We start from the raw sequence: 13,004 nt of genomic DNA on the forward strand, positions 1-13,004 counted from the left end.
TGCCCCGCCCTCAATTCGTCGTTGCTTTTTCGTCGCCCGGCAGCACGTAGTCCGTGCCTTCCCATGGCGAGAGAAAATCGAAGGTCCGCATTTCCTGGTTCAGGCGCACGGGCTCGTAGACGACTCGCTTCTTTTCGTCGTCATAGCGCACTTCCACGAACCCGGTGACCGGGAAATCCTTGCGCAGCGGATGTCCGTCGAAACCGTAGTCGGTCAGGATGCGGCGCAGATCCGGATGGCCGGAGAACAGGATGCCGTACATGTCATAGGCTTCGCGTTCAAACCATTCGGCGCCGGGAAACAGCGGTGTCAGAGAGGCGACCGGCGTGGTCTCGTCGGTCGCGACCTTCACGCGGATGCGCTGATTCTGGACCGGAGACAGGAAGTGGTAGACCACATCGAAGCGTTTTTCGCGCTCCGGATAATCCACGCCGCAGATATCGGTCAGATTGAAGAATTTGCATGAGCTGTTGTCGCGCAGGAAACGGATCGCATCGAGCACACCGGTGGCATCCACGGTCAGCGTCAGCTCACCGTATTCGACCTGCCAGGAAACAAGGATTTCTCCCAGACCGAGCTCAATGTGCTCGGCGAGTTCCTTCAAAGTCTCGTCCATCGCGTTCGACCTCACTCCTGGGGAGCCTCAAATTCAAGGCGCCGGGCGCCTCATTCCTTGAACCTGCCGCCACGGGGCGGCTGATTCTTATCGTTCAATCGTACCGGTACGGCGGATCTTCTTTTGCAGCATCAGGACACCGTAAAGAAGCGCCTCGGCAGTCGGGGGACAGCCCGGCACGTAGATATCGACGGGGACAACGCGGTCGCATCCGCGCACCACCGAATAGGAATAGTGATAATAGCCGCCGCCATTTGCGCAGGATCCCATCGAGATGACGTAGCGCGGCTCCGGCATCTGGTCATAGACCTTGCGCAGGGCGGGCGCCATCTTGTTGGTCAGCGTTCCGGCGACGATCATCACGTCGGACTGGCGCGGAGAAGCGCGCGGAGCGAAGCCGAAGCGCTCGGCATCGTAGCGCGGCATGGACATCTGCATCATTTCCACGGCGCAGCAGGCCAGGCCGAAAGTCATCCACATCAGCGAACCGGTGCGCGCCCATTGGATAAGATTGTCGGTCGAGGTGACAAGAAAGCCCTTGTCGCCGAGCTCATTGTTGACTTCGAGGAAAAACGGATCGTCCGCCCCTACCGGGTTACCGGTGTTCGGATCGATGATGCCTTTCGGCTGCCGTGCGACGAGCGGCTCGGTCGAGGTCAATCCCATTCCAGCGCTCCCTTTTTCCATTCGTAGATAAATCCGATGGTCAGGACACCGAGAAAGACCATCATGGACCAGAATCCATACCAGCCGAGTTCGCCGAACACCGTTGCCCATGGGAACAGGAAGGCGACCTCAAGGTCAAAGATGATGAACAGGATAGACACCAGATAAAAGCGCACGTCGAACTTCATGCGCGCATCGTCGAAGGCGTTGAAGCCGCACTCATAGGCCGACAGTTTTTCCGGATCCGGATTCTTGTAGGCCAGGATGAACGGGGAAATCAGCAGAGCAAGGCCGATCACCAGGGCTATGCCGATGAAGACGACAATCGGGACATATTCCCGCAACAGTTCTTCCATGTCTTTCGCGTCCTTGCATATGGAGGCGGATCGGGAGGCGATCCGGGCCAGGGCTGTGGCCCTCTCGTCACATTTCCCGGCCGATCGCGCTGAGCCCGCCAGCCGAATGAAACCAACATGCGAGCGCACGCTTAGCTTACGGCTTGGTGCAACGCAAGACCCAGATGCGGGCAAACTCCTGCCGCAGTTGGACCAAGTTCCCGCGCACCCTCGACAATTCCCTCATTTCAGCCACTTTGCCGCGGAACAAAATCTTTGCACAAGCCGAAAGGAAATATGCCGCACCTGCGATGCAAATCCACCCCTGCCTGAGAATCGGATCTGAAACATCGGTATAGCAAAAGACGAACAAATTGAAGACGCTGCGTAACCACGGTATTCCATCGCCGGAACCGGGCGGTCGACCTTGGAAGTCACAAAGGCGCAAAGCATCTCTCGACACTTCGTTGGCGAAGCTCGCATTCTGCATTAAGTTTCTTCAGGAAGATATTGAAATATCGATCAAAACCGTGAGTGGCGCGAGTGACGGGACTCGAACCCGCGACCTCCGGCGTGACAGGCCGGCACTCTAACCAACTGAGCTACACCCGCACATTCACGGAATATTGCGCCCTTCCCCGATCGCTGTGTTTGGCGATTTGGAAAGTGGCGCGAGTGACGGGACTCGAACCCGCGACCTCCGGCGTGACAGGCCGGCACTCTAACCAACTGAGCTACACCCGCTTGCGGAATGAACTTGTGTCCGTTCCGAAGTGGCGCTGATGTACGGCGGCTGGATTGCGAAGTCAAGCGCCGAGCCCATTCTAATGTGTCGTTTTTTTAAAACCCCGCCGCTTGTGACACTTCGCGCGAATGAAATCCTCTCAGTCCTTGTGGATAATGTTTCCCCAAGACAGAGAGGGGACGGATTCGCCGGATCGGGCTTGTCCAGGCTTTGTCATTTTCTTCAATGCCTTATGCCGGACGCAGTTGAAACGGATCAACCCGACGACCCCCTGCCGGAAACGCTTGGTATCAGGTCAGGACACGCCAAAGCCCCAACGCATGTCGAGCCCTGACACTGAAAGCGCCATGGCAAGAAAAATCGAATCTACCGGCTGGGGGAATGGTGGGCGATGAGAGACTCGAACTCCCGACATCTTCGGTGTAAACGAAGCGCTCTACCAACTGAGCTAATCGCCCTCTATGAGGTGAGACGCCTTTTAGGTTGTCCCCCGGCACTTGGCAAGAATAAAATAGAACAGATTTCGCAGATCCCCACATGCAGTGGATGAGTGCGCACCGGCTCCCGGAACGGTCTTTCCCAAGTAAAGGATACCCGGACGAATGACGCCTTCCCGCCGGTCCGTGCTGACGCGCCTTTTTCTCGGCCTCGCCAGCTTGCCGCTTGCCTCCATGACGCGTCCGGCCAGATCGGCGGACGGTGCCAGGGTTGTCGTCATCGGCGCGGGAATCTCAGGCCTTGCCGCGGCAAGACAACTGGCGGATCGTGGCTTCAAGGTCACGGTTCTGGAAGCCCGTGACCGCATCGGCGGCCGGCTGTGGAGCGACCGATCGTTTGGCATTCCGCTGGATCTGGGCGCGAGCTGGATCCACGGCACGCGCGGCAACCCGGTCGCGCAACTGTCCGAAAGTCTCGGCCAACCTCTCCAGGACTGGAACTATGAGGACAGGGCCATTATCGACCTGACGGGCCACCGGGGGAGATTGCAGGAAAGAGCCGACGAATTCCTGACCGGATTGGAAGATTTCGCAAGTCAAGCCGGATCGCACGCCGCCACCCTTACAATTCGCGATGCCGTGAGCCACATCCGGCGAAAACGCCGGATCGCCCATCTGTCCGACGCGGAAATCGGCGCCTTGATCACCAATCACGTAGAACTGGACTATGCCGCCGACAGCGGCGAACTCGCCCTCGCAGCTCTCGGGGAAGGCCGTGTCCTTGGCGGTCCGGATGCGATCCTGCCCCGCGGCTACGACCGTCTCGCCCATGGCCTGGCAGGCGACCTGGAGGTCCGGCTCTCTTCATCCGTCGACGGCATCTATCACTCTTCCAACGGTGTGTCGGTCCTGGTGAACGGGCAGACCTTCAGCGCGGATTACGCCATCGTCACGGTCCCTCTCGGCGTGCTGAAATCCGGACGGATCGACTTCGGTCCCCCACTGCCCGACGCCAAGCGCAAGGCGATCGGCAACCTGGGCATGGGCGTGCTCAACAAGGTCTATCTGACCTTCGCCGAACCATTCTGGGAACCCGATGCGCTGAACTTCATCAGGGTATCGGACAAGCCTCGCCAGTTCGCCTACTGGATCAATCTCAGCCGGGCGACCGGCGTTCCGGTGCTCGGCGCGCTCAATGCGGGCTCCTTTGCCCGCGACCTGGAGGCCATGGACAACGCCGGGCGCATGGCCGCGGCCCATGAAGCGCTCCGCACCATGTTCGGTGCCGACCTGCCTGTCCCGAAGGCCGGCATTTCCTCCGCCTGGGCAAGTGATGCACAGGCGCTGGGATCCTATTCGTTCCTTGCACCAGGCAGTACCTCCGCCGACCGGTTGGCGCTCGCAGCGAGCGTGAATGACAGGGTGTTTTTCGCGGGCGAAGCCACAAGTCCGGACTTCCCCGCGACCGTTCACGGCGCGCTGCTGTCCGGACGGAAAGCTGCGGAAGAGGTGCAGGCCCTCGCCTCCTGACCGGTTATCGGAACCGGTAGGCGAACTGCAGCATGTCCGTCAGGCCGCGTTGCGGATCGTCGGCTGCCAGACCATTCTGGTTGAAGAACTGGACCAGCCGGGCGATTCCCTGATGGTCGTCCGGTCCCCTGGGAGGCGGCTGATCCATGAGCTTGGCGGCAATGATCCACGACATTGTCCGTCGGTATCTCTTCTGGTTGGCGCTGAACTCGGGATTGCTCGCCGCCCGCTCAAACAAGCCGCCCCACGCCTGGTTAACGGCATCGTTGACGGCCTCGACCCGGATGAACCCGGCCTTGTTCGGACTGCGCGCCTTGTTGAGAAGGTGGTCGATATTGTAGCCGGCAAGATCGCTGGACGTTGCCTTGATGCCATAGGCCTGGTCGACAAATCCGAGCCAGGCCTTCTGGTAGGAGGAATACCCTGCCCGCACCCAGACGCTGGCATTCTGGTCCGGGTCGCCCGGTTTCCGGACGATGGCGACGTTTTTCAGGCTGCGGCGCCCTGCCCGTTCCGTTTCAGTCGTGTCATCGAAACCGTTGAGAAAGACCAGACGACCGAGTCGTTCGGGATGCTCGACCTGAACCTGGACAAGCGGATCCTGCACCCAGGCATTGAAGAGAGCCCGCTGTCGGCGGCTTATGATGGCTTGCAGCGACATGTCCCGCTCCCGTTCCGTCGGCTGGATCCCACGCAACGCTCACTATAGCGGCGAATACGCAAACGCGGCAGCCCACAATCGGGAATTGAATGCTGAAAATGAGAAACCCCGCATCCGGCATCGGATACGGGGTTTCTCGAAGAACTCGAGTGTGAGCGCCTTAGGCGTTCACAGCGTCCTTCAGGCCTTTACCGGCCTTGAACTTCGGCGTCTTAGAAGCCGGGATCTGGATCGTATCGCCAGTCCGCGGGTTCCGGCCTTCGGTGGCCGCACGTGCAGAAACCGTGAAGTTACCAAAGCCGATGATGCGGACTTCGTCGCCGCCTTTCAGCGTCTGAGTGACCACGTCGAAAGTTGCGTCAACTGCTTCGCCTGCCTGCGCCTTGGTGAGGCCGGTCTTTTCTGCAACAGCTGCGACCAGATCGTTCTTATTCATAGCAGATACCTTTCTAAGAAACGGCAGATTGCCGACGATTCCTGTCAGCGCCGTTGCGCGAAATTCGGGCGAAATGACTCGAAACGCAAGTGGTTTTTTCGCAGAAAACCGCCATTTTGACCAATTATTCAAAAGAAAAGCCCCGGATTTCCCGGGGCTTGACATTTTGTACGCTGTAAAGAGGCTTTTAGTGGGCGAAAAGGCCCGCCTTGTCCTCTTCCGACTCACCCGCCTTGGTGGCGGCTTCCGCAGCAGTTTCATCCCATTCGATCGGTTCCGGAACCCGGACGAGAGCATTTTTCAGCACCTCTTCCATGCTGGATACCGGAATGATCTCCAGCGAGTTCTTCACCGAATCAGGGATATCGGCCAGATCCTTGGCATTGTCTTCCGGGATCATCACCAGCTTGATGCCACCGCGCAACGCGGCCAGGAGTTTCTCCTTCAGACCACCGATCGGAAGGATCCTGCCCCGCAGCGTGATTTCACCCGTCATTGCCACATCCCGGCGGACCGGAATGCCGGTCATGGTGGAGATGACCGCGGTTGCCATGGCGATACCGGCGGACGGACCGTCCTTCGGCGTCGCGCCTTCCGGCACGTGCACGTGAATATCCTTCTTGTCGAAGGTCGGCGGTTCGATTCCGTAGGCGATCGCACGGGAGCGTACATAGGAGGCCGCTGCCGAAATCGACTCCTTCATCACGTCCTTCAGGTTTCCGGTCACGGTCATCTTGCCCTTGCCCGGCATCATCACGCCTTCGATGGTCAGCAGCTCGCCGCCGACCTCGGTCCACGCAAGACCGGTGACAACACCAACCTGGTCTTCCAGTTCGACTTCGCCATACCGGTAGCGCGGCACACCGAGATATTTCTCGACCACTTCCTCCGTAACCGTGACGCTTACCTTGTCGCTCATCAGGATATCCTTGACCGCCTTACGGGCAAGGGTCGCCATTTCGCGTTCAAGATTACGCACCCCGGCTTCGCGGGTATAGCGCCGGACGATGAGATGCAGGGCGTCGTCCTCGATGGAGAACTCGCCTTCGCGCAGGCCGTGATCCTTTTCCGCCTTCGGGATGAGGTGACGGCGGCAGATTTCCACCTTTTCCTCTTCCGTGTAACCGGCAATGCGGATCACTTCCATACGATCCATCAACGGACCGGGAATGTTCAGCGTGTTGGCTGTCGTCACGAACATCACGTCGGAAAGGTCGTATTCGACTTCCAGATAGTGATCCATGAAGGACGAGTTCTGTTCCGGATCGAGCACCTCCAGAAGCGCGGAGGACGGATCGCCGCGGAAATCCATGCCCATCTTGTCGATCTCGTCGAGCAGGAAGAGCGGGTTGGATTTCTTCGCCTTTTTCATCGACTGGACGACCTTGCCGGGCATCGAGCCGATATAGGTCCGGCGGTGGCCGCGGATTTCCGCTTCATCGCGCACGCCGCCAAGCGACATACGAACGAATTCGCGGCCGGTCGCCTTGGCGATCGACTTGCCGAGAGAGGTCTTGCCGACACCGGGAGGACCGACCAGGCAGAGGATCGGACCGCGCAGCTTGTTGGCCCGGCTCTGCACCGCAAGATATTCGATAATCCGTTCCTTGACCTTGTCGAGGCCGTAATGGTCGGTGTCGAGAACCTTTTCGGAAAACGCCAGATCGTGCTTGATCTTGGATTTCTTGTTCCACGGAATGCCGATCAGCCAGTCGAGATAGTTGCGCACGACGGTCGCCTCGGCGGACATCGGGCTCATCTGCTTCAGCTTCTTCATTTCGGCTGCCGCGCGCTCGCGCGCTTCCTTGGTCAGCTTGGTCTTCTTGATCTTTTCCTCAAGTTCCGCGATTTCGTCGCGGCCGTCCTCGCTGTCGCCAAGCTCCTTCTGAATGGCCTTCATCTGCTCATTCAGATAGTACTCGCGCTGGGTCTTCTCCATCTGCCGCTTCACGCGGGAGCGAATGCGTTTTTCCACTTGCAGGACGGAGATTTCGCTCTCCATCATGCCCAGAACCCGTTCAAGCCGCTCGGCGACGGATACGACGCCGAGGATTTCCTGCTTTTCGGGGATCTTGATCGCCAGATGCGAAGCGATCGTGTCCGCCAGCTTGGAATAGTCGTCGATCTGGTTGACCGCGCCGAGGACTTCCGGAGAAACCTTCTTGTTCAGTTTCACATAGTTCTCGAACTCGGAAATCACCGAGCGGGCGAGCGCTTCCACTTCGATTTCCTCGCCGTCGCGCTCCGGGAGAACCGTGGCTGAGGCTTCGAAATAATCCGTGCGCTCGCTGTACTCTCCGATCTGGGCGCGCGCGCCTCCTTCGACCAGCACCTTGACCGTGTTGTCCGGGAGCTTGAGCAACTGCAGCACGGTCGCAAGCGTGCCGACATCGTAGATCTGGTCCGGGTTGGGATCGTCGTCCGCAGCATTCATCTGGGTAGCCAGAAGAATGTGCTTGTCGGTGGTCATGACCTCTTCCAGCGCCTTGATCGATTTCTCGCGGCCGACAAACAGAGGCACGATCATGTGCGGAAAGACGACGATGTCGCGCAGCGGCAGTACGGGATAGACAGCGGTGCTGTCCGGATCTGTGGCGCGGATTTCTGCGTCGCTCATTTTTTTTCCTTTCTCGGCGTGTTCCGGCCCCACTCGGTAAAAGGCAGCCTGAACACTGAAATACGGCTTTCGGCTATTGCTTCCGATTGGCCGGATCACGGCACCCCGTCTGGGCACACCGTTAATCCGCACGAGCCGTCCTTTAAGGCTATTAGGTGGACATCTGACATGCCGGTGTCAAGGTCGCCCAGCCCGATGGAGAAGTCTTGTCTGTTGACGACTCGATGCGCCGGTGGATAAGCGGCCGGCACGGCACAATCAGGCGAAAAAAGCAAAATGCCGCCCTTGTCGAGCGGCATTTATTCACGTTTTTGCTGCGTCCGGATCCCTCAAGCGCTGGTCGCGGAGGTTTCTTCGCGATCCTCGTAGATATAGAGCGGACGCGCCTCGCCGTTGACGACTTCCGGCGAGATCACAACTTCCTTCACGCCCTTGAGGCCCGGCAGCTCGTACATGGTATCGAGCAGGATGGACTCAAGGATGGACCGCAGGCCCCGGGCACCCGTCTTGCGGTGGATCGCCTTGCGGGCAATCGCCTTGAGCGCTTCCTCGTGGAAGGACAGCTCGACCTGTTCCATTTCGAAGAGCCGCTGATACTGCTTGACCAGAGCGTTTTTCGGCTCAGTCAGGATGGTTACCAGGGCTTCCTCGTCGAGGTCTTCCAGCGTTGCGATCACCGGCAGACGGCCGACGAATTCGGGAATGAGACCGAATTTCAGCAGATCTTCCGGTTCCAGTTCCGAGAACAGCTCGCCGATCCGGCGGTCTTCCGGGGCGTGGACCTGGGCCTGGAAGCCGATGGAGGTCTGGGTGCCGCGGTCGGAAATGATCTTGTCGAGACCCGCGAAGGCACCGCCACAGATGAACAGGATGTTGGTCGTGTCCACCTGCAGGAACTCCTGCTGCGGATGCTTGCGTCCACCCTGGGGCGGAACGGAAGCCACTGTGCCTTCCATGATCTTCAGAAGGGCCTGCTGCACGCCTTCACCGGAAACGTCCCGGGTGATCGACGGATTGTCCGCCTTGCGGCTGATCTTGTCGACTTCGTCGATATAGACGATGCCGCGCTGAGCGCGCTCGACATTGTAGTCGGCCGATTGCAGCAGCTTCAGGATGATGTTTTCAACGTCCTCGCCCACATAACCGGCTTCGGTCAGTGTGGTGGCATCCGCCATGGTGAACGGCACGTCCAGGATCCTGGCAAGGGTCTGCGCCAGAAGCGTCTTTCCGCAGCCGGTCGGACCGACAAGCAGGATATTGGACTTCGCCAGTTCCACATCGTTGTTCTTGGATGCGTGGTTCAGGCGCTTGTAGTGGTTGTGGACGGCAACCGAAAGAACCTTCTTCGCGCTGCCCTGCCCGATGACATAGTCATCCAGCACATCGCGAATTTCCTGAGGGGTCGGGATCCCGTCCCGCGACTTCACCAGCGAGGACTTGTTTTCCTCGCGAATGATATCCATGCACAGCTCGACACATTCATCGCAAATGAAAACAGTCGGGCCGGCGATCAGCTTACGCACCTCATGCTGGCTCTTGCCGCAGAAGGAGCAGTAGAGCGTATTCTTTGAATCGCTGCCGCTGGCCTTGGTCATACAATTAACCTCGCGTTTTCGGGGAGTGTCTCCCCTTATCTTCCCGGATGCGGCCGAATTATGACTGAACCGGTTTTGAAGAGATGCATTAGCACCCCTTCACAATCTGATGTCACCATGCTTCACCATTAAAAATCAATATAGGTTTAAGGCGAAGATGAAAACCCGGCATCAATCGGGCATTTTCCGGTCTTAAATCAAGGAAATTGAAGCCATGCTTAAGACCGGGTAAGCCTGATCACTTTTCAGCCTCTTCACCGAGCGTGGTACGATCGGTTATCACCTTGTCCACGATCCCGAATTCCTTGGCCCTTTCGGCGGTCATGAAGTTGTCGCGCTCCAGCGCTTCTTCAACCTGATCGAGGGTCTGTCCGGTATGTTTCACGTAGATGTCATTCAGCCGCCGCTTCATTGCAAGAATTTCTTGTGCATGAAGCATGATATCGGCGGCCTGACCGCGGAAACCGCCGGAAGGCTGGTGAACCATCACCCGCGCGTTCGGCAGAATGAATCGCATGCCCTTGTGGCCGGCGGCCAGCAGAAGCGACCCCATCGAGGCGGCCTGACCGATACACAGCGTCGAAACCGCCGGGCGGATGAACTGCATCGTGTCGTAGATCGCCAGGCCGGAGGTTACGAGACCACCGGGGGAATTGATATAGATCGCGATTTCCTTGCTCGGGTTTTCAGCTTCCAGATAAAGAAGCTGGGCACAGACCAGGGTAGCCACTTGATCTTCGACCGGACCGGTCAGGAAGATGATGCGCTCCTTGAGCAATCGCGAATAGATATCGAAGGCCCGCTCGCCGCGATTTGTCTGTTCGACAACCATCGGCACGAGCGTGTTCATGTAGATATCGGCAGGATCCTTCATACCTCATCCATAAGCTTGAGATGGGACCCGGCAGTCAGCCGGGCCTGATTCAGCCCCCCGAGCGCATCGATCAGGGGCCTGAGTCGAAAAAAGCGACACCCCGTATATATGGGATGTCGCCCTCAACGCAAAGTCATGACAGATGCGGCATGAAAGCAAAGTTAAGACCGCTGCCGTATCTGGGGATAGGTGGGAACAAGCTCAGGCTTCTTCCTCTTCCTCCGCGACCAGTTTTTCCAGCTCTTCCTTGGTCACCGTCTTGTCGGTCACCTTGGCGAGCTCAAGCATGAAGTCGACGACTTTTTCCTCGTAGATCGGGGCGCGCAGGCTTGCCAGCGCCTGCTGGTTGTTCTTGTAGAACTCGAACACCTGCTGCTCCTGGCCCGGGAACTGGCGGACCCGGTCGTAGAGCGCGCGCTGCAGTTCCTCGTCGGTGACCTGAATGTTGTTCTTCTCGCCGATTTCGGAAAGCACAAGGCCGAGGCGCACACGGCGTTCGGCTATCTTGCGGTATTCCGCCTTCGCCTCTTCTTCCGTGGTGTCTTCGTCCTCAAAGGTCTTCTCGTTGCGCTTCATGTCCTCTTCGACCTGGTTCCAGACCACGTCGAACTCGGAGTTCAGCAGCTTTTCGGGAAGATCGAAGGAATAATGCTCGTCCAGCTTGTCGAGAAGCTGACGCTTCACGCGCTGGCGGGTCATCTGGCCGAACTGGCCCTCGATCTGGCCGCGGACGATTTCCTTCAGCTTGTCGAGCGACTCAAGGCCAAGGCCCTTGGCGAACTCGTCGTCGAGGGTGACTTCACCCGCGACGGCCACTTCCTTGACGACGACGTCGAAGGCAGCCGACTTGCCGGCGAGGTGTTCGGCCGGATAGTCATCCGGGAAAGAGACTTCCACGACCTTTTCGTCACCGGCCTTGAGGCCGATAAGCTGCTCTTCGAAGCCCGGAATGAACTGGCCGGAGCCCAGAACCAGCATGCCGTTTTCGTCGGCGCCGCCCTCAAAGGGCTCGCCGTCGATCTTGCCGAGATAGGACATGGTGACACGGTCGCCGTCTTCGGCGGCCCCGTCCTTGGCTTCGAACGGCGTGTTGTTCTTGGCGATGTCGGCGACCTGAGTGTCGACTTCCTCGTCGGCGATCTCAACAACCGGACGTTCGATTTCGATACCGGAGAAATCGACGATCTCGAAGACCGGCAGAATGTCGTAGGTCATCTTGAAGGACAGGTCGGCATCGCCCGCCAGGATCTTTTCGGCGTCTTCGTCGGGCAGATCGATTTCCGGGGTCAGAGCCGGGCGCTCGGAGCGCTCCTCGACGGCTTTCTGGGTGGTCTCCTGGATGGTGTTCGACAGGATCTCCGCCATCGCCTGACGGCCATACATCCTTTTCAGGTGCGCGAGCGGCACCTTGCCCGGGCGGAAGCCCTTGATGTTGGCTTTGGACTTCATGTCGTCCATGTATTCATCGAGCTTGGCGGCGAGATCGCCGGCCGGAATGTCGATCTTGAGCTCTCGCTTCAGGCCCTCGGCGAGGGTTTCGGTTACCTGCATGGGTTTTGTCGTCCTCGATCCTGAGCGGCAGTCCGCTCCGGAGGTTTTGTTTTTAAAATTCCGTGTGCCGCATTGCCTGCACTCCCCTTCTCCCGGAAGCGTTCGAATGGCGATGCATCGCCGCGGACAAAGTCCGAGACGCACGATGCAAGCGCGATAAAGGTTGGGGTGGAAAGTGTCAAGGGGAGAGCGGGGGTTTGGAGAGGAAATCAGCCGCGTTTCAACCACTCCCCGCGCGGAACCAACTCTGTCGGTCATCCCGCGCTCAGGCGGCCCGAAGGGCGGTCGCCCCCGCATTCAGCGTGGGACAGGGTGCGAAAAAACGCCGGTAGAAGCCCTGACGGCCGCTCCAGGTGGCCGAAGTTGCACCGGTCATGGTCTTTCCCGCCCTGCGGACGTGTTGCGAGCCAAAGCCTATACGCAACACCTGTCATCTGGCGAGGAGGAAGCTCTATCATTAGCGCTCCGGCGGTGTGTCCTTCCCGCCGGGGGACGGCATTTGAACATAGCCGGGCCAAGGGTCGGGCCGGGATTTGATCAGCCAGTAGACATAGATGTTCACCGAGCGGGTCTCATATTCCGAGACCTTCACCTTGTCGCCTTCAGGATCGACTTGACCGGTATCGCTGGCTTGGGGGTTCATGGGATCGGGGACTTGCGCAGGCTTGACGCCATCGCCACCGATCGGAAACGCCATGTCGGGTTTTTGGGAGAGGTAGTGTTTGTGATCCTGAAGCGGACTGCTATGGAATACTTTGCCGGACTGGATGTCCCAAGAAAGAGACACAAATCTGCGTTCTTTTTTCGCGACGATGCGGCTGCACTTGAATGCCAGGCAATGACGACACCGGAAGTAATCTCGGTCAGTCTGCGTCGGGCAGTGCTGAAGCTGGCCTTCGCAGAGCAGATTGAATGTGTCCGGGATGAGGGACCTGCCCCCA

At 58.7% G+C, this 13,004-nt stretch carries 11 protein-coding genes and 3 tRNA genes; 1 reads left to right on the forward strand and 13 read right to left on the reverse strand.

What is annotated here, in order from left to right; all coding sequences use genetic code 11:
* Nucleotides 1-10: 10 nt before the first annotated feature.
* The 6 genes from CLV41_RS16840 to CLV41_RS16870 all read right to left on the reverse strand — a co-directional run bounded on the left by CLV41_RS16840 (nt 11) and on the right by CLV41_RS16870 (nt 2,820).
* On the reverse strand, nt 11-616 hold the full coding sequence (locus CLV41_RS16840) for an NADH-quinone oxidoreductase subunit C (RefSeq protein WP_103223588.1): 606 nt from the start codon (nt 614-616) through the stop codon (nt 11-13).
* A gap of 87 nt (nt 617-703) precedes the next feature.
* Nucleotides 704-1,282: a NuoB/complex I 20 kDa subunit family protein gene (locus CLV41_RS16845; protein ID WP_068418475.1), complete on the reverse strand. Its 579-nt coding sequence runs from the start codon at nt 1,280-1,282 to the stop codon at nt 704-706.
* Nucleotides 1,273-1,638, reverse strand: a complete 366-nt coding sequence (locus tag CLV41_RS16850; protein WP_068418473.1) for an NADH-quinone oxidoreductase subunit A — start codon at nt 1,636-1,638, stop codon at nt 1,273-1,275. The genes CLV41_RS16845 and CLV41_RS16850 overlap by 10 nt, the downstream gene beginning before the upstream one ends.
* A gap of 514 nt (nt 1,639-2,152) precedes the next feature.
* A tRNA-Asp gene (locus CLV41_RS16860) sits at nt 2,153-2,229 on the reverse strand.
* 55 nt (nt 2,230-2,284) lie between these two features.
* Nucleotides 2,285-2,361 (reverse strand) — tRNA-Asp (locus tag CLV41_RS16865).
* 383 nt (nt 2,362-2,744) lie between these two features.
* Nucleotides 2,745-2,820, reverse strand: a tRNA-Val gene (locus CLV41_RS16870).
* Nucleotides 2,821-2,964: 144 nt separating this feature from the next.
* Between CLV41_RS16870 and CLV41_RS16875 the strand changes: the two genes are divergently transcribed.
* Nucleotides 2,965-4,329, forward strand: a complete 1,365-nt coding sequence (locus tag CLV41_RS16875; protein ID WP_103223590.1) for a flavin monoamine oxidase family protein — start codon at nt 2,965-2,967, stop codon at nt 4,327-4,329.
* 4 nt (nt 4,330-4,333) lie between these two features.
* On the opposite strand, the gene CLV41_RS16880 is transcribed toward CLV41_RS16875, so the two are convergent.
* From CLV41_RS16880 to CLV41_RS16915, 7 genes are all read right to left on the reverse strand, one after another.
* Nucleotides 4,334-4,990 (reverse strand): hypothetical protein, encoded by a 657-nt coding sequence (locus CLV41_RS16880; protein ID WP_103223591.1) that lies wholly within the window; start codon nt 4,988-4,990, stop codon nt 4,334-4,336.
* Nucleotides 4,991-5,150: 160 nt separating this feature from the next.
* Nucleotides 5,151-5,426 carry an HU family DNA-binding protein gene (locus CLV41_RS16885; protein ID WP_103223592.1) on the reverse strand — a complete coding sequence of 92 codons (276 nt, stop codon included), beginning with the start codon at nt 5,424-5,426 and terminating at the stop codon, nt 5,151-5,153.
* Between the two features lie 187 nt (nt 5,427-5,613).
* Nucleotides 5,614-8,043, reverse strand: a complete 2,430-nt coding sequence (lon, locus tag CLV41_RS16890) for an endopeptidase La (protein WP_103223593.1) — start codon at nt 8,041-8,043, stop codon at nt 5,614-5,616.
* A 329-nt stretch (nt 8,044-8,372) separates the two neighbouring features.
* Nucleotides 8,373-9,638 carry an ATP-dependent Clp protease ATP-binding subunit ClpX gene (gene clpX / locus CLV41_RS16900; RefSeq protein WP_103223595.1) on the reverse strand — a complete coding sequence of 422 codons (1,266 nt, stop codon included), beginning with the start codon at nt 9,636-9,638 and terminating at the stop codon, nt 8,373-8,375.
* A 238-nt stretch (nt 9,639-9,876) separates the two neighbouring features.
* On the reverse strand, nt 9,877-10,512 hold the full coding sequence (gene clpP, locus CLV41_RS16905; RefSeq protein WP_103223596.1) for an ATP-dependent Clp endopeptidase proteolytic subunit ClpP: 636 nt from the start codon (nt 10,510-10,512) through the stop codon (nt 9,877-9,879).
* Nucleotides 10,513-10,713: 201 nt separating this feature from the next.
* Nucleotides 10,714-12,063: a trigger factor gene (gene tig / locus CLV41_RS16910; protein ID WP_103223597.1), complete on the reverse strand. Its 1,350-nt coding sequence runs from the start codon at nt 12,061-12,063 to the stop codon at nt 10,714-10,716.
* Nucleotides 12,064-12,520: 457 nt separating this feature from the next.
* Nucleotides 12,521-12,760 (reverse strand): hypothetical protein, encoded by a 240-nt coding sequence (locus CLV41_RS16915; protein ID WP_103223598.1) that lies wholly within the window; start codon nt 12,758-12,760, stop codon nt 12,521-12,523.
* Between the last annotated feature and the right edge of the window lie 244 nt (nt 12,761-13,004).

It is taken from the genome of Roseibium marinum (assembly GCF_002906165.1).
GTDB lineage: Bacteria > Pseudomonadota > Alphaproteobacteria > Rhizobiales > Stappiaceae > Roseibium > Roseibium marinum.

Coding starts and splice junctions, on each gene's coding strand:
- CLV41_RS16840 (WP_103223588.1), bottom strand. CDS start 616: ATGGACGAGACTTTGAAGGAACTCGCCGAGCACATTGAGCTCGGTCTG.
- CLV41_RS16845 (WP_068418475.1), bottom strand. CDS start 1,282: ATGGGATTGACCTCGACCGAGCCGCTCGTCGCACGGCAGCCGAAAGGC.
- CLV41_RS16850 (WP_068418473.1), bottom strand. CDS start 1,638: ATGGAAGAACTGTTGCGGGAATATGTCCCGATTGTCGTCTTCATCGGC.
- CLV41_RS16875 (WP_103223590.1), top strand. CDS start 2,965: ATGACGCCTTCCCGCCGGTCCGTGCTGACGCGCCTTTTTCTCGGCCTC.
- CLV41_RS16880 (WP_103223591.1), bottom strand. CDS start 4,990: ATGTCGCTGCAAGCCATCATAAGCCGCCGACAGCGGGCTCTCTTCAAT.
- CLV41_RS16885 (WP_103223592.1), bottom strand. CDS start 5,426: ATGAATAAGAACGATCTGGTCGCAGCTGTTGCAGAAAAGACCGGCCTC.
- lon (WP_103223593.1), bottom strand. CDS start 8,043: ATGAGCGACGCAGAAATCCGCGCCACAGATCCGGACAGCACCGCTGTC.
- clpX (WP_103223595.1), bottom strand. CDS start 9,638: ATGACCAAGGCCAGCGGCAGCGATTCAAAGAATACGCTCTACTGCTCC.
- clpP (WP_103223596.1), bottom strand. CDS start 10,512: ATGAAGGATCCTGCCGATATCTACATGAACACGCTCGTGCCGATGGTT.
- tig (WP_103223597.1), bottom strand. CDS start 12,063: ATGCAGGTAACCGAAACCCTCGCCGAGGGCCTGAAGCGAGAGCTCAAG.
- CLV41_RS16915 (WP_103223598.1), bottom strand. CDS start 12,760: ATGGCGTTTCCGATCGGTGGCGATGGCGTCAAGCCTGCGCAAGTCCCC.